18 protein-coding genes are annotated in these 21,085 nt (G+C 62.2%); 16 read left to right on the forward strand and 2 right to left on the reverse strand.

Annotation, left to right across the window (positions count from 1 at the left end; genetic code table 11):
- Positions 1 to 91 precede the first annotated feature (91 nt).
- The 11 genes from urtA to HCN58_RS03070 all read left to right on the forward strand — a co-directional run bounded on the left by urtA (position 92) and on the right by HCN58_RS03070 (position 11,453).
- Positions 92 to 1,351, forward strand: coding sequence for an urea ABC transporter substrate-binding protein (gene urtA / locus HCN58_RS03020; protein WP_171577865.1), 1,260 nt, complete (start codon positions 92 to 94; stop codon positions 1,349 to 1,351).
- A gap of 127 nt (positions 1,352 to 1,478) precedes the next feature.
- Positions 1,479 to 2,405, forward strand: a complete 927-nt coding sequence (gene urtB / locus HCN58_RS03025) for an urea ABC transporter permease subunit UrtB (protein WP_171577866.1) — start codon at positions 1,479 to 1,481, stop codon at positions 2,403 to 2,405.
- A 17-nt stretch (positions 2,406 to 2,422) separates the two neighbouring features.
- On the forward strand, positions 2,423 to 3,568 hold the full coding sequence (urtC, locus tag HCN58_RS03030) for an urea ABC transporter permease subunit UrtC (RefSeq protein WP_171577867.1): 1,146 nt from the start codon (positions 2,423 to 2,425) through the stop codon (positions 3,566 to 3,568).
- A gap of 10 nt (positions 3,569 to 3,578) precedes the next feature.
- Complete coding sequence (gene urtD, locus HCN58_RS03035) at positions 3,579 to 4,334, forward strand: urea ABC transporter ATP-binding protein UrtD (RefSeq protein ID WP_171577868.1); 756 nt, start codon at positions 3,579 to 3,581, stop codon at positions 4,332 to 4,334.
- A 68-nt stretch (positions 4,335 to 4,402) separates the two neighbouring features.
- Positions 4,403 to 5,092 (forward strand): urea ABC transporter ATP-binding subunit UrtE, encoded by a 690-nt coding sequence (gene urtE, locus HCN58_RS03040; protein WP_171577869.1) that lies wholly within the window; start codon positions 4,403 to 4,405, stop codon positions 5,090 to 5,092.
- A gap of 36 nt (positions 5,093 to 5,128) precedes the next feature.
- Positions 5,129 to 6,358: a formamidase gene (gene fmdA, locus HCN58_RS03045; protein ID WP_171577870.1), complete on the forward strand. Its 1,230-nt coding sequence runs from the start codon at positions 5,129 to 5,131 to the stop codon at positions 6,356 to 6,358.
- Between the two features lie 84 nt (positions 6,359 to 6,442).
- A complete protein-coding gene (locus HCN58_RS03050; RefSeq protein ID WP_171577871.1) occupies positions 6,443 to 6,784 on the forward strand; it encodes an FmdB family zinc ribbon protein in 342 nt (113 codons plus the stop codon).
- Positions 6,785 to 6,820: 36 nt separating this feature from the next.
- Positions 6,821 to 7,861, forward strand: a complete 1,041-nt coding sequence (locus tag HCN58_RS03055) for an aliphatic amidase (RefSeq protein WP_171577872.1) — start codon at positions 6,821 to 6,823, stop codon at positions 7,859 to 7,861.
- 217 nt (positions 7,862 to 8,078) lie between these two features.
- Positions 8,079 to 8,921, forward strand: coding sequence for an aldo/keto reductase (locus tag HCN58_RS03060; protein WP_171577873.1), 843 nt, complete (start codon positions 8,079 to 8,081; stop codon positions 8,919 to 8,921).
- A 397-nt stretch (positions 8,922 to 9,318) separates the two neighbouring features.
- Positions 9,319 to 10,260 carry a DMT family transporter gene (locus tag HCN58_RS03065; RefSeq protein WP_376701139.1) on the forward strand — a complete coding sequence of 314 codons (942 nt, stop codon included), beginning with the start codon at positions 9,319 to 9,321 and terminating at the stop codon, positions 10,258 to 10,260.
- 110 nt (positions 10,261 to 10,370) lie between these two features.
- Entirely contained in the window at positions 10,371 to 11,453 is a 1,083-nt protein-coding gene (locus tag HCN58_RS03070; protein ID WP_171577875.1) for a zinc-binding dehydrogenase, read from the forward strand.
- Between the two features lie 138 nt (positions 11,454 to 11,591).
- Here HCN58_RS03070 and HCN58_RS03075 read toward each other — a convergent pair whose 3' ends face one another.
- Entirely contained in the window at positions 11,592 to 12,740 is a 1,149-nt protein-coding gene (locus tag HCN58_RS03075) for a DJ-1/PfpI family protein (RefSeq protein ID WP_171577876.1), read from the reverse strand.
- A 208-nt stretch (positions 12,741 to 12,948) separates the two neighbouring features.
- On the opposite strand from HCN58_RS03075, the gene HCN58_RS35525 reads away from it, so the two are divergent.
- Entirely contained in the window at positions 12,949 to 13,527 is a 579-nt protein-coding gene (locus HCN58_RS35525) for an FAD-binding protein (protein WP_235983314.1), read from the forward strand.
- The gene (locus HCN58_RS35530; protein WP_235983316.1) at positions 13,484 to 14,386 is read left to right on the forward strand and encodes a hypothetical protein; all 903 of its coding nucleotides are present in this window, start codon (positions 13,484 to 13,486) and stop codon (positions 14,384 to 14,386) included. Before HCN58_RS35525 ends, HCN58_RS35530 begins: the two co-directional genes overlap by 44 nt.
- Before the next feature lie 959 nt (positions 14,387 to 15,345).
- On the opposite strand, the gene HCN58_RS03085 is transcribed toward HCN58_RS35530, so the two are convergent.
- Positions 15,346 to 15,807 (reverse strand): Lrp/AsnC family transcriptional regulator, encoded by a 462-nt coding sequence (locus tag HCN58_RS03085; protein ID WP_065730768.1) that lies wholly within the window; start codon positions 15,805 to 15,807, stop codon positions 15,346 to 15,348.
- A 137-nt stretch (positions 15,808 to 15,944) separates the two neighbouring features.
- Here HCN58_RS03085 and HCN58_RS03090 point away from each other — a divergent pair, with 137 nt between their 5' ends.
- The 3 genes from HCN58_RS03090 (at position 15,945) to bla (ending at position 21,066) form a co-directional block, all read left to right on the forward strand.
- On the forward strand, positions 15,945 to 18,311 hold the full coding sequence (locus HCN58_RS03090; RefSeq protein ID WP_171577877.1) for a thiamine pyrophosphate-binding protein: 2,367 nt from the start codon (positions 15,945 to 15,947) through the stop codon (positions 18,309 to 18,311).
- 288 nt (positions 18,312 to 18,599) lie between these two features.
- Positions 18,600 to 20,030, forward strand: coding sequence for an aldehyde dehydrogenase family protein (locus tag HCN58_RS03095; protein ID WP_171577878.1), 1,431 nt, complete (start codon positions 18,600 to 18,602; stop codon positions 20,028 to 20,030).
- A gap of 145 nt (positions 20,031 to 20,175) precedes the next feature.
- Positions 20,176 to 21,066, forward strand: coding sequence for a subclass B3 metallo-beta-lactamase (gene bla / locus HCN58_RS03100; RefSeq protein WP_171577879.1), 891 nt, complete (start codon positions 20,176 to 20,178; stop codon positions 21,064 to 21,066).
- Positions 21,067 to 21,085: the final 19 nt, after the last annotated feature.

Below are 21,085 nucleotides of genomic sequence, written 5' to 3' on the forward strand. Positions count from 1 at the left end.
AGTATACGCGATCCCACGTATCTGTGCAGTGCACAATTCTGGGCAATCCTCGCCTGACCAATAAGCGTTCTTGAACAAAAATGGGGTGCTCATGTCAGACGAACCAAACAAGGGTTTGCAGTCGCCGCTTCGCCGAAAACTGCTGATGGGGGCGGCGGCATTGCCGTTCGTTTCGATCCTTCCACGGCCCTCATTCGGGGCAGGTCCCGCAACCGCCACCGTCAACACTACGGGCCTTGCAGTGACTGATACCGAAGTCACCGTCGGTATCCTGCACTCGGCGACCGGCACGATGGCGATTTCGGAGACCGGTTCGATCCAGGCCGAAAAGCTCGCGATCGAACAGATCAACGCCGCCGGTGGCGTGCTCGGGCGCAAGATCAAGTTTATCCAGGAAGACGGCGCCAGCGACTGGCCGACGTTTGCGGAAAAAGCCAAGAAGCTGCTCGTCAACGATAAGGTCGCGGCGATCATGGGCTGCTGGACCTCGGCCTCCCGCAAGGCGGTGCTGCCGGTGGTCGAACAGTACAATGGCATGCTCTACTATCCGACCTTCTACGAAGGTCTCGAGCAGTCGAAGAACGTCATCTACACGGGTCAGGAAGCGACCCAACAGATCCTCGCCGGGTTGAACTGGATCGCCAAGGAGAAGGGCGCCAAATCGTTCTTCTTCATCGGTTCGGATTACATCTGGCCGCGCACCTCGAACAAGATCGCGCGCAAGCACGTCGAGAACGTGCTGAAGGGCAAGGTCGTCGGCGAGGAATATTACGCGCTCGGCAGCACCCAGTTCAATTCGGTGATCAACAAGATCAAGCTGACCAAACCTGACGTAATTTTCACCGACGTTGTCGGCGGCTCCAACGTCGCCTTCTACAAGCAGCTCAAGGCAGCCGGCGTCGACCTTTCGAAACAGGCGCTGCTGACGATCTCGGTGACCGAAGACGAAATCGACGGCATCGGCGGCGAAAACATCGCGGGCGCCTATGCCTGCATGAAATACTTCCAGTCGCTCGACAATGCCAACAACAAGGCCTTCGTCGCCGCCTTCAAGAAAATGTGGGGCGAGAAGACCGTGATTGGCGACGTGACGCAGGCCGCCTATCTCGGCCCGTGGCTGTGGAAGTTGACGGTCGAGAAGGCCGGCAGCTTCGACGTCGACAAGATCGCAGCCGCATCGCCAGGCATCGAATTCAAGGGCGCGCCCGAAGCTTACGTGCGCATCCATGAAAACCATCACCTCTGGTCGAAGACCCGCGTCGGCAAGGCCAAGCTTGATGGCCAGTTCGAACTGATTTTCGAGACATCAGATCTGGTCGAGCCCGATCCGTTCCCGAAGGGCTATCAGTAAGGGCTGCGGAACTTCCCGCAACTTCCCAAGCAGCTCCCTGGCGTGGACCGTCAATCCGCGCTCACGACCCCGCGTCGCGAATATTCTCGCGGCGCGGGGGACCCTTCCCCTCGACGGAGAAGTTCAGATGTTCGGCGAATACTCGATCGGTGACCTCGGCTCCATCTTTGTCATGCAGGGTTTTGCGGGCCTGATCCTGTTTTCCGTCTACGTTCTGATGGCACTCGGTCTTGCGATCATCTTCGGCCAGATGGGCGTCATCAACATGGCGCATGGCGAGTTCATGATCCTCGGCGCCTACGTCACCTGGATGACGTCGAACCTGTTCCAGTCCTATCTGCCAAGCCTGTTCAGCGGCTATTTCTTTCTCGCGATGATGCTGGCCTTCCTCGCCTCCGGCGCGCTCGGAATGCTGGTGGAGTGGGTGTTGATCCGTCATCTCTACAAGCGGCCGCTTGATACACTGCTCGCTACCTGGGGCCTCAGCCTGATGCTGCAGCAGGCCTATCGCTCGGTCTTCGGCGCGCGTGAAGTCGGCGTCGAACTGCCGCAGTGGATGCTGGGCTCCCTCAAGGTGACCGACTCGATCGAGGTGCCGATCAACGGCGTCTTCGTGATGGCGCTGACGGTTTTGATTACATGTGCGGTCGCCTACGTCATGTACAAATCGCGCTGGGGTCGGCAGGTCCGCGCCGTCGTGCAGAACCGCATCATGGCGGGCGCTGTCGGGATCAACACCGCGAAAGTCGATCGTTATACCTATGCGCTGGGTTGCGGCATCGCTGGCGTCGCCGGCAGCGCCTTTACCATGATCGGCTCGACCGGGCCGACATCAGGCCAGCTCTATATCGTCGATACCTTCCTGGTCGTCGTATTCGGCGGCGCCGCGAGCCTGCTCGGCACCATCGCATCCGCCTTCTCGATCTCGCAGACGCAATCGACGCTCGAATTCTTCATGTCGGGATCGATGGCGAAGGTGCTGACGCTGCTCGCGGTGGTCGGAATTCTGATGCTGCGGCCGCAGGGGCTATTTGCCCTGAAGGTCCGCAAGTAACAAAAGGGGCTGACGCCATGAACGCCAATCGCTTTACCAACCGTTCAGAGCTGATCGGCATTCTGGTGCTTGCCGCCTTTCTCGTGGTCATCCTGCCGCTCTGCCTCGACGTCTTCAGGCTCAATCTCGTCGCCAAATATCTGACCTACGCCTTCGTGGCGCTGGGATTGGTGATCTGCTGGGGCTATGGCGGCATTCTCAGCCTGGGACAGGGCGTGTTCTTCGGCCTCGGCGGTTACTGCATGGCGATGTTCCTCAAGCTCGAGGCATCGAGCGTCGAGAACACCAAGATCCAGTCGACCCCCGGCATCCCGGATTTCATGGACTGGAATCAGATCACGGCGCTGCCGTTCTTCTGGAAACCGTTCCATAGCCTCACCTTTACCATTGCCGCCGTTATTCTGGTGCCGGGCATCTTCGCGCTGATTATTGGTGCAGCGATGTTCAAGCGCCGCGTCGGCGGCACCTACTTTGCCATCATTACGCAGGCGGTGGCGGCGATCCTGACCATCCTGATCGTGGGTCAGCAGGGCTACACCGGCGGCATCAACGGCATGACGGACCTCCGCACGCTGAAGGGGTGGGACATCCGTCCCGACCACGCCAAGATCGTCCTCTACTTCTTCGAGGTAGGCTGCCTGTTCATCTGCATCTTCATCGCCCAGTTCATCAGGCATTCGAAGCTCGGCCGTATCCTGGTCGCGATGCGCGACCAGGAAGACCGGGTTCGCTTCTCCGGCTACAGCGTTGCCAACTTCAAGATCTTCGCGTTCTGCGTCGCCGCCATCCTGTCTGCCATCGGCGGCGCCATGTTCGCGCTGCAGGTCGGATTCATGTCGCCATCCTTTGTCGGCATCGTGCCGTCGATCGAGATGGTGATCTACACCGCGGTCGGCGGCCGGCTCTCGATCCTGGGCGCCGTCTACGGAACCCTGCTCGTCAATTTCGCCAAGACCAGCCTTTCGGAATCTTTCCCCGAGCTCTGGCTGTTCGGTCTGGGCGGACTGTTCATCGCGGTGGTGCTCGCTTTCCCCAATGGCCTCGCCGGCATCTGGCAGGATCACGTCCAGCCGCGGATCGACCGGCTGATCTCGTCACGCAAGCCGAAGGCCGAAAGCGCCTGGACCGACAACTCCGTCGCCGACGGCGCGCCGGCAGAGTGAGGAGGACATCATGCTGATTGGTCATCAACCCAAACCTTTCCTACTCGCGGTCGAAGGGCTCACCGTATCCTTTGACGGCTTCAAGGCGGTCAACGATCTCTCCTTCTATGTCGAGGAGAACGAGATCCGCGTCATCATCGGCCCCAACGGCGCCGGCAAGACCACGGTTTTGGACCTGATTTGCGGAAAGACCAGGGCGACGTCAGGCAAGATCGAGTTTCGCGGCAAGGAGCTGACGAAGCTGAAGGAGAACCAGATCGTGAAGGCCGGGGTAGGGCGCAAATTCCAGACCCCGTCGATCTACGATGACCTCACGGTGTTCGAGAATCTCGAGATTTCGTTTCCACGCGGACGTACCGTTTTCGGCGCGCTGACGTTTACGCGCGACGCCACCGTGCGCGACCGCGTGCATGAAGTAGCCGAAATGATCTTCCTCAAGGACCGCCTCGACATGAGCGCGGCGCTGCTCAGCCATGGGCAGAAGCAGTGGCTGGAGATCGGCATGCTGCTGATCCAGGACCCGGATTTGCTGATGCTCGACGAGCCCGTCGCCGGCATGAGCGTCAGCGAGCGCGCCAAGACCGCCGAGCTCCTGAACCGCATCATCAAGGACCGCTCGGTGCTGGTCATCGAGCACGACATGAAATTCGTCGAGGACATCGCTCACAAGGTCACGGTGCTGCACCAGGGCCAGATCCTGTCGGAGGGCACCATGGAGAAGGTCAAGAACGATCCGAAGGTGATCGAAGTTTACCTGGGACATTAGCGCATGATCCCGGAAAGTGGCGTCCGGTTTCCGGACCAGATCATGCGCAGGGATTAAGGAGCACGTTCATGCTGGCTATCTCCGATCTTCACGTCGCCTACGGCCAGAGCGAAGTGCTGCACGGCCTCAATGTGTCGGTCGCACCCAACGAGATCATTGCGATCATGGGTCGCAACGGCATGGGCAAGACCACGCTGATGAAATCGCTGATGGGCATTGTGCCGACCAAGAGCGGCTCGGTGACCATGGATGGCGCCGAGCTCAGGGCTCTGCCGAGCTACGAACGCGTCGCCAAGGGGCTCGCCTACGTGCCGCAGGGCCGTATGATTTTCTCGACCATGACGGTGAAGGAAAACATCGAGACCGGTCTCGTGGTGTCGGGCGGCTCCGAAGTGCCCGAGGACATCTACGAGCTGTTTCCGGTGCTGCTGGAGATGAAGAACCGCCGCGGCGGCAATCTCTCCGGCGGCCAGCAGCAACAGCTCGCGATTGCCCGCGCGCTCGCCACCAAGCCGAAGGTGCTGCTGCTCGATGAGCCAACCGAGGGCATCCAGCCGTCGATCATCAAGGACATGGCGCGCACCTTGAAGCGGATCCGCGACGAGCGCGGCCTGTCGATCGTGGTCTCCGAACAGGTGTTGAGTTTTGCGCTCGATATCGCCGACCGCGTGCTGGTCATCGAGAACGGCGAGATCGTCCGTGATGATCCGCGCGAGCTCGTCGATGCCGCGCAAGTCTCGAAATTCTTGTCTGTGTAAACCCGCAAACCGTGCTGTCTAAAAGGGGAGCTATCGATGCCAGAGACACTGATCAAGGTCGATCTTTCGAAGTCGGCCTACGACAACGACATGATCCACAACCGCTGGCATCCCGATATTCCGATCGTGGCATGGGTCAATCCGGGCGACGACTTCATCATCGAGACCTATGACTGGACCGGCGGCTTCATCAAGAACAACGATTCTGCCGACGACGTGCGCGACATCGATTTGTCGATCGTGCACTTCCTTTCCGGCCCGATCGGCGTCAAGGGCGCCGAGCCCGGCGATTTGCTGGTAGTCGACCTGCTCGACGTCGGTCCACTCAAGGAGAGCCTGTGGGGCTTCAATGGCTTCTTCTCCAAGCAAAATGGCGGCGGCTTCCTGACCGATCATTTCCCGCTGGCGCAGAAATCGATCTGGGACATCAAGGGTCTCTACACCTCGTCGCGCCATGTGCCGGGCGTGAACTTTGCCGGCCTGATCCATCCCGGCCTGATCGGCTGTCTGCCCGATCCGAAATTGCTGGCGACCTGGAACGAACGCGAGACCGCGCTGATCGCGACCAATCCGACGCGGGTGCCGGGCCTCGCCAATCCGCCGTTCGCCGCGACTGCGCATGCCGGCCGCGCGAAAGGTGAAGCCAAGGCCAAGGTCGGCGCCGAAGGCGCGCGCACCGTGCCGCCGCGCGAGCATGGCGGCAATTGCGACATCAAGGATCTGTCGCGCGGCTCGAAAATCTTCTTTCCGGTCTATGTGCCGGGCGGGGGGCTCTCGATGGGTGACCTGCACTTCAGCCAGGGCGACGGCGAGATCACCTTCTGCGGCGCCATCGAAATGGCCGGCTGGCTGCATTTGAAGGTCGATATCATCAAGGACGGCGTCGCCAAATATGGCATCAAGAATCCCGTGTTCAAGCCGTCGCCGATCACGCCGAACTATAAGGATTATCTGATCTTCGAGGGCATCTCGGTCGACGAGGCCGGCAAGCAGCATTACCTCGACGTCCACATCGCCTACCGCCAGGCGTGTTTGAACGCGATCGAATATCTGAAGAAGTTCGGCTACTCCGGCGCGCAGGCTTATTCGATCCTCGGCACCGCGCCGTGCCAGGGCCACATCTCCGGCGTGGTCGACGTGCCCAACGCCTGCGCCACGCTGTGGCTGCCGACGGAGATCTTTGACTTCGACATCATGCCGTCGTCGGCAGGTCCGATCAAACACATCACGGGCGACATCCAGATGCCGATCTCGCCGGACAAGTGATCTAGCGCGCGAAGGATGCAGGACGGCATGCGTGCCGGCCGCCCGCATCCGCCGCTGAACGATGACACTGCGCAAGGAAACCAGATGCCCGTCTACGAATACCTCTGCAACGGTTGCGGCCCGTTCACCGACATGCGGCCGATGGCCGAATGCGATGAGCCGCAGGACTGCCCACGCTGCGAGAATGAATCGCCGCGCGTGATCCTGACCGCGCCGGCTTTCTTCTGCATGCCCTCGGATAAACGTAAGGCGATCGCGACCAACGAGCGCAGCGCCCACGCGCCGAAGACACTTGGCGAATACAAGGCTTCGCATGGCTCCGGCTGTGGCTGCTGTTCGCGCAAGAAGCCGGCCCGGCTGCTGACCAAGACAAAGAGCGGCGCCAAAGGCTTTCCGACTGCGCGACCCTGGATGATCAGTCACTGATCGACGCAACTCAAACCAAAAGAACAGGCGATTCCAATGCTTCACGGTGATATTTCCAGCAGCAACGACACAGTCGGCGTCGCTGTAGTGAATTACAAAATGCCGCGCCTGCACACCAAGGCCGAGGTGCTCGACAACGCCCGCAAGATCGCCGACATGATTGTCGGCATGAAGCTCGGCCTGCCAGGCATGGATCTCGTGATCTTCCCTGAATATTCCACCCACGGCATCATGTACGACTCCAAGGAGATGTACGAGACCGCGTCGTCGATCCCAGGGACTGAGACGGAAATCTTTGCCGAAGCCTGCCGCAGGGCAAAGGTGTGGGGCGTGTTCTCGCTCACCGGCGAGCGCCACGAGGAGCACCCGCACAAGGCGCCCTACAACACCTTGATCCTGATGAACGACAAGGGCGAGATCGTCCAGAAATACCGCAAGATCATGCCGTGGGTGCCGATCGAAGGCTGGTATCCCGGCAACTGCACCTATGTCTCCGAAGGTCCCAAGGGATTGAAGGTCAGCCTGATCATTTGCGACGACGGCAATTTTCCGGAAATCTGGCGCGACTGCGCCATGAAGGGCGCCGAGCTGATCGTGCGCTGCCAGGGCTACATGTATCCGGCCAAGGAACAGCAGATCCTGATTTCCAAGGCAATGGCCTGGGCCAACAATGTCTATGTCGCGGTCGCCAATGCCGCCGGCTTCGACGGCGTCTATTCCTATTTCGGCCACTCCGCGATCATCGGCTTCGACGGCCGCACGCTGGGCGAGACGGGCGAGGAGGAGTACGGCATCCAGTACGCGGGTCTGTCGAAGAGCCTGATCCGCGACGCGCGCCGCAACGGCCAGTCACAGAACCACCTCTTCAAGCTGCTGCATCGCGGCTATACCGGCATGATCAATTCCGGCGAAGGCGCGCGGGGCCTCGCGGCCTGTCCGTACGATTTCTATGCCAAGTGGATCACCGACCCCGAAGGTACCCGCGAAATGGTCGAGGCGATGACGCGGCCCACGGTCGGCACCGACGAATGCCCGATCGACGGGATTCCGAACGAGGCGACGGCGAGCAATTATTAGCCCTTGTGCGCGCCACGCGCACAATTGTCGTCCCGGCCTTGCGCCGGGACCCATAACCACCAATGTGAGTTTTGGCGCGAACGCCGGGGCCGCGATTTCCTTCCAATCTGATTCTCGTGGTTATCGGTCCCTGCTTTCGCAGGGACGACGATGTGGAGACATCATCGCGTCATTCGTCTAAAGTCAGCACCCGCGACTTTGGACGAACGAGGCAATCTTGCAAACAAGAAAATTCGGCACCAATAACTCCGACGTTTCCGTAATCGGGCAGGGCACCTGGTACCTCGACCGCGGCGACCGCAAGGCGGCGATCGCGGCGCTCCGCCGTGGTATCGAAACCGGCATGACCCATATCGACACCGCCGAGATGTATGGCGATGCCGAACCCGTGATCGCGGACGCGATCGCAGGCCTGCCGCGGGAACAACTCTTCGTGGTCTCAAAAGTGCTGCCGAGCAACGCCTCGCGGCGCGGCACCGTTACCGCCTGCGAGCGCTCGCTGAAGCGGCTAAAGACCAATTATCTCGATTGCTATCTCCTGCACTGGCGAGGTTCCTATCCGTTCGAGGAGACGGTCGCCGCATTCGAGGAGCTGGTAGCGAGCGGAAAGATCCGTTCCTGGGGCGTCAGCAATTTCGATTGTGACGATCTCGACGAACTGCTCGACGTCGCGGGCGAGGGCAAGATTGCCTGCAATCAGGTGCTCTATCATCTGCAGGAGCGCGCGATCGAGCACGCCGTGATCCCGTGGTGCGAGAAGCATGGCGTTGGCGTCGTCGCCTATTCGCCGTTTGGCCATGATGATTTCCCGTCGCTGCGCAGCAAGAGCGGCGGGGTGCTGCAGGCGATTGCCGAGGCGCACAAAGCGAGCCCGCGCCAGGTCGCGCTGGCGTTCCTCACGCGCGCGCCGTCGGTGCTCGCGATTCCAAAAGCCTCCAGCGCGGAACACGCGGCGGAGAATGCGCGGGCAGGGGATTTGAAGTTGAGCGATGCCGAGATTGTCGCACTCGACAAGGCTTTTCCACGCGGACCCAAACCGCGTGGTCTCCCGATGCTGTAGTCCCTCCCATCTCCCGCTCTTCGCGGGGTCGAGACAAGCGAAGCTTGCTCTTGGAGGGTAGGGGTGAGGGGCTCTCACCGCGAGCACTATGCCTATCGATGGACCTGTACCCCTCATCCGGATTGCTTCGCAATCCGACCTCTCCCTGCAAGCGGGGCGAGGTTGAAGCGGAGTTCGCGCCACCATTGATGCGCCAACGCCGTCAGCGGAACACCGTCCTTAACAAAGTGTTGCAATCGCGCCCTCAGCGCATATCCGCATCCTGTTTTCAGGCCTAGTCGCATCGGGCGAATTGGTGTTTTTTAGAACCTCGCCCGATTCGAAAATTGCTGCCTTCGAGATTGCCGTGACACCGCCCCCCGCCGCAGCCGCGAGGCTGGACAGCGCTCCATTACCTTTGCCATCGAAGAAAACCGCCACCGTCCGCAAGGCGCCCGCGCGCGCCGATCGGCCGTTCAAGGGCATTGCGCTGGTGCTGGCCTCGACGGTGTTTCTCGGCACCTCCGACGTCACCGCGAAATATCTGTCAGCGACGCTGCCCTCGATCGAGATCGCCTGGATTCGCTTCCTGGTGTTCGCGATGATCATGACCCCGGCGATGATGCCGGGTTCCCCGCTGTACGCGCTGCAGACCAAACGCCGCGGCCTGCATCTCCTGCGCGGCGCGGCGCTGCTCGGCTCGTCGCTGTTCTTCATCTCCGGCCTGCGGTTCCTTCCTATTGCGGAAGCCTCCGCCACCGGCTTCGTCGCGCCGCTGTTCGTCACGGCGTTGTCGATCATCTTTCTCGGCGAGAAGGTCGGCTTGCGCCGCTGGATCGCGACCGGCGTTGGCCTGGTCGGCGTGCTGATCATCCTGCGTCCTGGCACCGGCGCGTTTCACCCGGCTGCGTTCTTTCCGCTGGTCTCGGCGCTGGCCTGGGCCTGCACGCTGATCATGACGCGGATGATGAGCGGCAGCGAGCGCGCCATCACCACCATGACCTATTCGTCGATCGCTGGGCTCCTCATTCTTTCGGCGCTGGTGCCGTTCGTCTGGGTGATGCCGACCTGGCACGATATCGCCTTCGGCATCCTGATCGGCATTGCCTCCACCGCGGGGCAGTGGATCGTGGTGCTGGCGTTTCGCTATGCCGACGCCTCCGTGCTGGCGCCGTTCTCCTACACGCAATTGCTGTGGGTCAGCCTGCTTGGCTTCCTGATCTTCGGTGAAGTGCCGGATGCCTACACCATCACCGGCGCCGCTTTCATCGTCGCCTCTGGCCTCTATACCGCCCATCGCGAACGGGTACGGCAGTCACAACTTCTTACGGTCTCGGGTGAGTCGTCACCGAACGCTTGATCCGGGCCACCGACAAGAAGGCACCAATTCCCGCGCCAGCAAGAGGCTTGTACGCTGTTCGTGGTGATCCTCCATGCTAAGGTGAGAAAAAATCACCGGGAGGATCATTCGTGCGCGCAGCCATTTTCCGCAACGGGGAAATTGTCGTCGACGAGATGCCGGAGCCAAAGCCCGGTGCCGGGCAGGTGCTGGTGAAGTCGCTGGCCTGCGGCATCTGCGGCTCCGACCTGCATGCGCGCAAACATGCGCACCGCATGGTGGAGCTCGCCAAATATTTCCCGGGCCGCAAGCCGATGGATCTATCGCGCGACGTCGTGTTCGGCCATGAATTCTGCTGCGAGGTGCTCGACTACGGTCCTGACACCACGGGCAAGTTCAAGGCGGGCACCAAGGTTTGCTCGCTGCCGGCGCTGCTGACCCCGGAAGGCCCGAAGGGCATCGGCTACTCCAACGACAATGTCGGTGCTTACGCCGCGCGCATGCTGCTCAGCGAGGCCTTGCTGCTGGAAGTCCCGAACGGCCTTGCCGCCGAACACGCCGCGCTGACCGAGCCTCTGGCCGTCGGTGTACACGCGGTAGCAAAAGCCGACATCAGAGGCGGCGAGGTGCCCTTGGTGATCGGCTGCGGGCCGGTCGGGCTCGCCGTCATCGCAGCGCTGAAGATCAGGGGACTGCACCCGATCGTCGCCGCCGATTATTCGCCGGCTCGCCGCGCGCTCGCCGAAAAGCTCGGCGCCGACGTCGTCGTCGATCCCGCGCGCACGCTGCCTTACGCGACCTGGGCCGAGCACGCCCAGATGTCGCCGAAGGAAAAAGCTGCACGCCCGCCGCTGCAGGCGCTGTTGCCGGCGCTGAAACCCGCGCTGATTTTCGAATGCGTCGGCATGCCCGGCCTGATCCAGCAGGTGTTCGAGGGCGCGCCGCGCGACGCCCGCATCGCCGTGGTCGGTGTCTGCATGGAAACCGACCGCTCCGAACCGATGCTGGGCATCATGAAGGAGCTCAACGTTCAATACGTGCTGGGCTACACGCCCGAGGAATTCGCCTATTCGCTCCGCTTGATCGCGGAAGGGCAGGTGGATGCCGCCTCGATGGTAACCGCTACCGTCGGTATCGACGGCGTCGCCAAGGCATTCGCCGATCTCGCCAACCCGGAAGTGCATACCAAGATTATCGTCGAGCCGTGGCGGTGAGGGCAGCGTAGCGATGTAGGGTGGGCAAAGGCGCGTCAGCGCCGTGCCCACCATTCATCCACATTCTCATGTTTGATGGTGGGCACGCGGAACCTGTCATCGGGCGCGCATTCGCGAGACCCGTTGGCTTTGCCCACCCTACGGCAGTTGACGTTTCGGATACTCAAGCTGCATCGCGACGAAGTCGGCTGTATCTGTTCCGTAGCGCGCGGCAATACCCGCGAGCGCGTTGTCCAGCGCTTCGGTCGGTTTCGCATCCTCGGTCGCTGGCAGCAATCGCGCGGCGGGCCAGTTCGCCGCGACCTGATCGGGAAGGATGCGCAAGCCGCCGCGGCTCTGCTGCGCGCCGGCAGAGCTGGCGAACGTCACCGCCTGCGAGCGGTAGGTCCGCGACCACGCGTCGGTTACTAGCGCCAGCGACACTTCATCAACGTCGTCCTTGAGCTCGATGCCGAGCTGCTCGTGCGCCCAGAACGCGGCCGTGTTACGGATGGCGGTCAACGCAAACGGGCGCGTGAACTTGAACGCGTCGCTCTCGTGGCGCGCATTCCACTCGGCGAGCCCGATCTCGCTGCCAACGGCGCGCGCCTTGTCGGGGCCGGCAATCGCCTCGATCAAGGTGAGCGACATCGGCATCGACGCCGTTATCCCGGTGGTCGTCGCCACGCCTTTGTCGACCACCAGCCGCCGATCCCTGACATAGCGCATCGTCGGATGCTTGCCGCGAAGCTCCTTGACGAAATACCAGTGCGTGGTGGCCTGCTTGTCGTGCAGTAGCCCGGCATCGCCAACCACCTTGGCGCCGGCGCAGACGCCGATCACGATTGCGCCCTTGGCCGACTGGCTCCGGATCCATTGCAGCGCCTCCGGATCGTCGTCGCGGCTCATGGCAGGGACGATGACGTAGTCGGCGCCATCAAAATGCTGCGCATCGAACTCCGCGACGGTCGCCTGCGGTTCGACCTTGAGCGTCGGATAGAGCGTCACCGGTCCCGGTTTCGTCGCCAGCGTGACCACATCGGCGACGTCGGCGCGCTTGAGGATGCCATAGGGCATGAGGTAATCGGTGGTCTCGGTGGCGTCGTTGATCCCGATGATCGCGATCAGCGGCCGCTGTCGCTTCGGCGGCTTCAGCGCCGCGACCGTCGCATCGCGCTCTTGTTGCGTGATCGCTGGCGGGGCTGCGGCCGAAGGCGCCGGCGGCAGCGAGAAAATCCAGGCTCCGCCGATCACGGCGACAAGCGCGACCGCGCCGAGCGCGCTCCACAATACACGTCGCGAATTCATCGGTTTGCCGGCACGCGCCTCACTCATCTCAATCAACCGCAGTCTACTGCCGCCGTGGTCCGTCTGAAATGACGTAAATCCGGCGAAAACGGCCATGCGTCCGCTTCAGTCCAACCGGCGCGGCGGCCATTGCCTCACGCCGCGTGAGGCCGCAGCTTTGCGGACGAGCGTAGCCAAGCTTTGACGCCCTCTGGACAAGGAGGGCTTCATGCCATCGGACAGACGTATGTTTTTGGGCGCAGGCCTCGGCGTCGCCGCCGCGCTCGCTTCGCGCGCCAGCGGGTTGACGACGTCGGCGCAGACGGTCTCGGCAGACGATCCGTCTCTGCCTGCCAATGTCCGCCTTGATCCGGAGGGTCGCGCCGCTGCCGCCCATGATTTTGGCCGCCTCATTCACAAGCAACCGCGCGGCGTGCTCAGGCCCGCATCGAGCGCCGACATTGCCGGCCTGATGCGATGGGCGAGACAACAGGGCGTCAAGGTGGCGGCGCGCGGGCAGGGCCACTCGATCTATGGCCGCTCCCTGGCCGAATGCGGCATCGTGGTCGATATGAGCGCGATGAACTCGGTCCGCGATGTCGGGCACGATCGCGTCGTGGTCGACGCCGGAGCGCCGTGGCGAGATCTGCTTGACGCGACCTTGGCGGAGAGACTTACGCCGCCCGTACTGACCAATTGTCTCGGCCTCTCGGTCGGGAACGATCGCGGTGGGAGGCATCGGAGCCACGTCATCCCGGCATGGCATGCAAACAGACAACGTCATCGCGCTGGACGTGGTGACGGGTGATGGCAATGAACTGAGTTGCTCGGCGGTCGCTAACCCGGATCTCTTCGATGGCGTCCGCGCCGGCCTCGGCCAATGCGGCATCGTTACGCGGGCAACGCTGCGTCTGGTGCGCGCGCCCGAGCGTATCAGGCGCTTTCAGCTCTTCTACCGCGATTTGCCATTGTTGACGGCGCACCAGCGGCGCGTGCTGACGGAAGGACGCTTCGACCAGTTGCAGGGGGCCATTCTTCCCGATGGAAGCGGCGGTTGGCGGTACCAACTCGACGGCGCAATAACCTATGGCAGCGGCTCGGCGCCCGACGACAAGGCTGTGCTTTCCGGATTGTCAGATGAGCGCGGCGCCGCCGTCATCGCCGACCTGACCTATCGCGAGGATGCCCTGGCGTTTGGAAAGTTCGAAAATCTGCTTCGGTCGAAGGGCCTGTGGTTCAATCCGCAGCCTTGGCTTTTGACGTTCCTGCGCGGCAGCAACGCCGAACGGATCGCAGGCGATGCCTTGACCGGCTTGACGCAGGACGATGTCGGCCCATTCGGCCGGATTACCTATTATTCCGTGCTAACAGCAGCGTTTCGGACTCCGTTGGTCCGACTGCCGGCGGAGGACGTCGTCTATGCCTTCAATCTCATTCGCATCCCGGTGTCGAACGATCCGGCGGCGGCGCAGCGGATGATCGCGGCGAATCGTACGTTCTACGATCGCATTCGAGAAGCCGGCGGCGTTCAGTACCCGGTCGGTGCCTTTGCGATGTCGCCCGAAGACTGGGAGGCTCATTTCGGATCAGGCTGGCCGCAGTTTCGCGAAGCCAAGCGGCGCCATGATCCCGGACATCTGCTGGCGCCCGGCTACAACATATTCTGACGCGCGGATATTCTAGAGGCTAGAGAAGATCCGCCTTCAGGCTGCTCGCCAGAAAATCCAGGAATCGCCGGAGGCGGTCCAGCGGCGCCCGTGTCGGCGGCCAGACCAGTTGGATCGGCATTCCCTTGGCTAGTAATTGCAAGATCGGCAGACTTCGCTTCGATAAACAGCTGACGATCGGCAAATCACTTCTGATTTTCCGAAATCGTGTCAAGCCCAGGAATCAAAAAGAATCAAAAATATTCCGCTTAACGCGAGAGGCAAATCAGTCGCATAACTCCGCCCGTCTCACCCAATTGAGGGGCGGCTCGCGATCGTCACGAACGTGCGGTGAGATGCGATGGACGCTGAATGCGCAAGACGTACGCGCAGGAAGCGTACGGCGAAGTCGTGTGGTCCTGATGTCGCGGTGCTGGCATTAAGTTGCGCAGATTTCATTTTGCGCAGCGACGGTGGCAAAAGAGCCGTTCACCGGGGAGAGCTCGAAGTAAGCCGTAAAGCCATCGCGCAGGGAAGGCCGGGATGCTCCCGCTGTACCTGTATGCTCGTGTGCGTTCTCTTTTGCGCACTTTGCACACGAGACCGCGGGTGCAGCCAGCACCCGGTCTTCCCTGCGCCCTCTGATTGGAGAGGGCGGGAAGTTGATAGCAAACCTCGGGCGCCATGCGTCGCGAGATCGCGAAGTCACATTCAGTTGTCATCGTCCGTGAAGGCGGACGATCCAGTATTCCAGAGACAGCCAATGATCGAACCGAGAAGCCGCGGCGTACTGGATCCCCGCCTTCGGGGGAAGACGAACCCATGCAACGTCCAGCGCCGTCGTCCAGGACAAGCGAGCGTAGCGAGCGCGATCCGGGACCCATACGCCGCGGCAGTTGTTATTCTGGGAGGATGGTCGACGGCCTCCCTCAACAATGCACATCTGTGGTTATGGGTCCCTGCGTTCGCAGGGACGACAGCTACACCGGCAGCGCGATCGAATACTTCACCTGGCTCAGCGCAAAGCTCGACTCGATCGAGGCAATGCCGTCGAGCCGCGTCAGCTTGTTCTTCAGGAACGCTTCGTAGGAGGAGAGATCGGCGGCGACCACGCGCAAGAGGTAATCGCGGTTGCCCGTCATCAGATAACACTCCAGCACCTCATCCCATTTCGAGATCGCCTTGGCAAACCGGTTGAGATCCTCTTCCTTCTGCCGCGCCAGCTTGATCGAGATGAAAACACTGACATGCAGCCCGAGCGATTTCTGGTCGACGGTCGCGATATAGCGGGTGATGACGCCGCGCTCTTCCAGAAGCTTGACGCGGCGATGGCACGGCGACACGGACAGGCCGACCTTGTCGGCGAGCTCCTGCATGGTCATGCGGCTGTCGGACTGCAACAAAGCGAGAATCTTGCGGTCGATGGCGTCGAGTGAGGGCATTGGGATGAACTCGGGGTTTGGAAGCTAATGGTGGGAAATTATCCCAATATTGGGCGGTATGTCGCAGGAAATTGAGAATTTTGGTGGCTCACCGCCCGCTAAAATCGGCGCATACTGAACGTCTCCGGAGCACGGCCATGCCCATCGAGCCCGAACGCCTGGAAATGCTAACCGCGCTGGCGCGCAAGGTGCTCTGGCTGTCGTCGTGGACCATCCATCACGCCAATCACGTCAGGCCCAACGTCGACGGGCTGAAGGTCGGTGGCCATCAGGCATCATCCGCCTCGCTCGCCAACATCATGTCGGCGCTGTACTTCTCCGTGCTGCGTCCGCAGGATCGTGTCGCGGTGAAGCCGCATGCGAGCCCGGTGTTTCACGCCATCCAGTATCTGTTCGGCCACCAGACCCGCGACAAGCTGGAAAATTTCCGCGGCTTCAAGGGCGCGCAGTCCTATCCGTCGCGCACCAAGGACGCCGACGACGTCGACTTCTCCACCGGCTCGGTCGGCCTCGGTGTCGCGCAAACGCTGTTCTCCTCGCTGGTGCAGGACTACGTCACCGCGCATGGCTGGATGAAGGACCGGCCAGAAGGGCGGATGATCGCGCTCGTCGGCGATGCCGAAATGGATGAGGGCAACATTTTCGAGGCGCTGCTCGAGGGGTGGAAGCATGCGCTACGCAATACCTGGTGGGTGGTCGACTACAACCGCCAGAGCCTCGATGCCGTCGTGCGGGAAGGGCTGTGGGAGAAGTTCGAGACCATGTTCCGCAATTTCGGCTGGGAGGTGGTGATCGTGAAGTACGGCCGCCTTATGCAGGCGGCGTTCGCCGAACCCGGCGGCGAGGCGCTGAAGCGCTGGATCGATAATTGCCCGAACCAGATGTATGCGGCGCTGTGCTTCCAGGGCGGCGCTGCGTTCCGCAAGCACTTGCAGGACGACATCGGCGATCAGGGGCAAGTATCGCAACTGATCGATCGCCGCAGCGACGACGAGTTGTTGGCGCTGATGTCCAATTTGGGCGGACACGACATGGCCAGCATGATCGAGGCATTTGAATCGATCGATCACGATCGGCCCGTCTGCTTCATCGCCTACACCATCAAAGGCGTCGGCCTGCCGATGCAGGGCCACAAGGACAACCACGCCGGCCTGATGACGGTTGCGCAGATGGAGAAGTGGCGCGCAACGCAGAACATCCGTTCCGGCCACGAATGGGACAAGTTCGAAGGCCTGTCACAGACGCCGGCCGAGCTCGAAGCATTTTTGGCGGCTGCGCCCTTCAACCAGGAAGGCCGCCGCCGACTGACCGCGCCTGTGATCGAGGTGCCCGAGCGGCTTACCTTCAAGCCGGCGGCACAGATGGCGACGCAGCAGGGCTTTGGGCTGGTGCTGAACGAACTCGCGCGCGGCGATACCGAACTGGCTTCGCGCATCGTTACCGCGTCGCCGGATGTCACCGTCTCGACCAATCTGGGCGCCTGGGTGAATCGTCGCGGGCTGTTCGCGAAAGCCGAGAACCACGACCTGTTCCGGCAGGAGAAGATCCCGTCCGCCTATAGCTGGGAATTCTCGCCGAAGGGCCAGCACCTCGAGCTCGGCATCGCCGAGATGAATTTGTTCATCATGCTCTCGGCGTTGGGGCTGTCGCATCAGATCAACGGCGAACGGCTGCTGCCGGTCGGCACGCTGTACGATCCCTTCATCGAGCGCGGCCTCGATGCGCTGAACTACGCCTGTTACCAGGACGCACGCTTCATGGTGGTGGCGACGCCATCCGGCATCACGCTGGCGCCGGAAGGCGGCGCGCATCAGTCGATCGCGACGCCCCTAATCGGCATGGCGCAGGACGGGCTGGCTTCGTTCGAGCCGGCGTTCGTCGATGAACTTGCCGTGATCATGGGATGGGGCTTCCGCCACATGCAACGGGAGAACGGCGAGGGCGGTTCGGTCTACCTGCGGCTGTCGACCCGCACCGTCGACCAGCCGCAGCGGATCATGACGCCGACCCTGCAGAACGACATCACCTCGGGCGCCTACTGGCTGCGTGAGCCAGGCGCCAATTGCGACGTCGTGATCGCCTATACCGGCGCGGTCGCGCCCGAGGCGATCGAGGCGGTGGGCTTCATCGGCGAAAGCCACCGCGATGTCGGTTTACTGGCGGTAACCTCCGCTGACCAGCTGCATGCGGGTTGGTCCGCTGCGCGGAATTTGCGGCGCGACCGCCGCGCCGTGCAGCACCTCAGCCACATCGAAAAGCTGCTGGCGCCGCTGTCGCGGGATTGCGGCCTCGTCACCGTAATCGACGGTCATCCGGCCGCGCTCGGTTGGCTCGGCAGCGTCCGCGGCCACCGCACTGAAGCGCTCGGCGTCGAGCAGTTCGGCCAGACCGGCACCATTGGCGACCTCTACCGCCACTACGGCATCGACGCCAACGCCATCATCGACGCGGCGGAAAGCCTCACGGTAGGCGCGCCCGTGCGGCATAGGAAGATGGCGGTATAGCCGTCGTCCCTGCGAACGCAGGGACGCATAACCACAGGGAGGAGTTGTCTAGGAGGACGTCTGCCAGTGCACCCCAAGATAGGCCGCGGCGTATGGGTCCCTGCGTTCGCAGGGACGACGGTGAAAAGAGGCACACTTGCCACACCAACGCCCCCGTCCTTATATCCAGCGCCTGCCGCATCGCGGCACCCCGCATATGGCGGGTTCAACTGCCCTGGCTTTCGTGCAAGGATGCCTGCCGAACGCTACCGTTCCTCCTTCATTGCTCCGAGATTAAAGAGGTTTCCGATGGTCAATCGCATGCAGTTCTACATCGATGGCGCCTGGGTTGATCCCGTCATCAAGAAGTCCACCCCCGTCATTAATCCGGCGACCGAAGAAGCGATGTATGAAGTTGCGCTCGGCTCCAAGGCGGACCTCGACAAGGCCGTGGCCGCCGCCAAGCGAGCCTTCGTGACCTATTCGCAGACCAGCCGCGAAGAGCGCATCGCGCTCTTGGAAAAGATCATCACCATCTACAAGGGCCGCATGAAGGAGATCGGTGCCGCCGTCTCCGACGAGATGGGTGCGCCGCTGCCGATGGCCGAACGCCTGCAGGCCGGCGCCGGTCTTGGCCACATCGCCTCCACGCTGGAGGTGCTGAAGAACTACCATTTCGAAGAGACGCTCGGTTCGGCCGTGGTCGTGCGCGAGCCGGTCGGGGTCGTCGGCATGATCACGCCGTGGAACTGGCCGCTCAACCAGATCGCCTGTAAGGTCGCGCCCGCGCTCGCCGCCGGCTGCGCCATGATCCTGAAACCCTCGGAATTCACGCCGACCTCGGCGTTGATCTTCGCCGAGATCCTCCATGAAGCAGGCGTGCCGAAGGGCGTGTTCAATCTGCTCAACGGCCTCGGCCCCGAAGTCGGCGCCGCGATGGCCGAGCATCCCGATATCGACATGATCTCGTTCACCGGCTCGACCCGCGCCGGCGTCGACGTCGCCAAGCGCGCCGCGCCGACCGTGAAGCGCGTCAGCCAGGAACTCGGCGGCAAGTCGCCGAACGTCATCCTCGAAGGCGCCGACCTCACCAAGGCCGTCACCGGCGGCGTGATGCACATGTTCAACAACTCCGGACAGTCCTGCAACGCGCCGTCGCGGATGATCGTGCCGCTGTCCAAGATGAAGGAAGTCGCCGCCATCGCAAAGGGCGTCGCCGACAAGACCAAGGCCGGCGATCCGCGTGCCGAAGGCACCACGATCGGCCCCGTGGTCAATCGCGGCCAGTGGGACAAGATCCAGGCGCTGATCCAGAAGGGCATCGACGAAGGCGCCACGCTGGTCGCCGGCGGTCCCGGTCTCCCCGAGGGCGTCAACAAGGGCTTCTATGTCCGCCCGACCATCTTCGCCGACGTCACCAACGAGATGACGATCGCACGTGAAGAAATCTTCGGACCTGTGCTGACCATCATCGGCGCCAGGGATGAAGCCGATGCCGTGCGCATCGCCAATGACACGCCCTATGGTCTCGCCGGTTACGTCTCGGGCGACACGGTGGAAAGCGCGCGCCGCGTGGCCCGCCAGATCCGCGCCGGCAATGTCAACCTGCAGGGCGTGCCGAACGACCGTACCGCGCCGTTCGGCGGCTACAAGCAGTCCGGCAACGGCCGCGAGTGGGGCAAGTACGGCCTCGAGGAATATCTCGAGGTGAAGGCGGTCGCCGGCTACAACGCGGCGTAATGGATGCGCCGCTCGCGCCGTTCGTGAAGATGCCGGCTGCGGAACCGCGGCCGGCTTTTTTTGACCAGAATCATCGTCAGGCTAAGCTCGCGTCAATGCGCAAGCGGAACTGCCGACGACGCAATAAGAAAAGAGGAGGATGCCCGTGAAGAAGATTGCCGTTGCGCTCGTCGCGCTGATGTCGCTGACCGCCGCCGCGGACGCGCAGACTCCCAAGGACCTGATCGCGGCCCTCAAGGTGAAGTGGAACACGCCGACCGAGCCGTTCAAGATGATCGGCAACGTCTATTATGTCGGAACCGTCGGCCTGGCGTCCTATCTGATCACGTCGCCGCAGGGCCACATCCTGGTCGATACGGTGATGCCGGAATCAACGTCGCAGATCAAAGCGAATATCGAGAAACTCGGATTCAAGATCGCCGACATCAAATACCTCCTTAACACCCACGCGCATATCGACCACACCGGCGGCCTCGCCGAAATGAAGCAGGCCAGCGGCGCCCAGATGGTCGCGGGCGAAGCCGACAAACCGCTGCTCGAAGGCGGCTACTATCCCGGCGCGCAGGAAGATACGGCACTGGCGTTTCCGCCGGTGAAGGTCGATCGCACGGTTCGCGAAGGCGACACGGTAACCGTGGGCGATGTAACCTTGACCGCCCGCGAGACGCCCGGCCATTCGCCGGGCTGCACGAGCTGGGAATTCTCGGTGAAGGACGGCGACGCCACACGGTCCGTCCTCATCTTCTGCAGCGGCACGGTGGCGCTGAACCGCCTCGCCGGCAGTCCGACCTATTCCGGAATCGTTACCGACTACCGGAAGACGTTCGCGCGGGCGAAGGACATGAAAGTGGACGTGCTGCTCGCGCCCCATCCGGAAATGTACAAGATGGCCGAGAAGCGCGCCAAGCTCGCCGAAGGCGGACCTAACCCGTTCGTCAATCCCGGCGAGTTCAACGCCTATGCCGAGACGTTGGAGAAGGCGTTTGAAGACGCGCTCGTCAAGCAAACCGCCGCCGCGCAGGAAAAGAAGGGGTGAGCGGGCGAGTCTCTGACCA

Source organism: Bradyrhizobium australiense, assembly GCF_013114825.1.
GTDB lineage: Bacteria > Pseudomonadota > Alphaproteobacteria > Rhizobiales > Xanthobacteraceae > Bradyrhizobium > Bradyrhizobium australiense.

Excerpts from the sequence above, each read along its gene's own strand:
- HCN58_RS35525 (WP_235983314.1), top strand. The coding sequence starts at position 12,949 with ATGCCATCGGACAGACGTATGTTTTTGGGCGCAGGCCTCGGCGTCGCC.
- urtA (WP_171577865.1), top strand. The coding sequence starts at position 92 with ATGTCAGACGAACCAAACAAGGGTTTGCAGTCGCCGCTTCGCCGAAAA.
- urtE (WP_171577869.1), top strand. The coding sequence starts at position 4,403 with ATGCTGGCTATCTCCGATCTTCACGTCGCCTACGGCCAGAGCGAAGTG.
- HCN58_RS03050 (WP_171577871.1), top strand. The coding sequence starts at position 6,443 with ATGCCCGTCTACGAATACCTCTGCAACGGTTGCGGCCCGTTCACCGAC.
- HCN58_RS03095 (WP_171577878.1), top strand. The coding sequence starts at position 18,600 with ATGGTCAATCGCATGCAGTTCTACATCGATGGCGCCTGGGTTGATCCC.
- HCN58_RS35530 (WP_235983316.1), top strand. The coding sequence starts at position 13,484 with ATGCAAACAGACAACGTCATCGCGCTGGACGTGGTGACGGGTGATGGC.
- HCN58_RS03055 (WP_171577872.1), top strand. The coding sequence starts at position 6,821 with ATGCTTCACGGTGATATTTCCAGCAGCAACGACACAGTCGGCGTCGCT.
- urtB (WP_171577866.1), top strand. The coding sequence starts at position 1,479 with ATGTTCGGCGAATACTCGATCGGTGACCTCGGCTCCATCTTTGTCATG.
- urtD (WP_171577868.1), top strand. The coding sequence starts at position 3,579 with ATGCTGATTGGTCATCAACCCAAACCTTTCCTACTCGCGGTCGAAGGG.
- HCN58_RS03085 (WP_065730768.1), bottom strand. The coding sequence starts at position 15,807 with ATGCCCTCACTCGACGCCATCGACCGCAAGATTCTCGCTTTGTTGCAG.
- urtC (WP_171577867.1), top strand. The coding sequence starts at position 2,423 with ATGAACGCCAATCGCTTTACCAACCGTTCAGAGCTGATCGGCATTCTG.
- HCN58_RS03075 (WP_171577876.1), bottom strand. The coding sequence starts at position 12,740 with ATGAATTCGCGACGTGTATTGTGGAGCGCGCTCGGCGCGGTCGCGCTT.
- fmdA (WP_171577870.1), top strand. The coding sequence starts at position 5,129 with ATGCCAGAGACACTGATCAAGGTCGATCTTTCGAAGTCGGCCTACGAC.
- HCN58_RS03090 (WP_171577877.1), top strand. The coding sequence starts at position 15,945 with ATGCCCATCGAGCCCGAACGCCTGGAAATGCTAACCGCGCTGGCGCGC.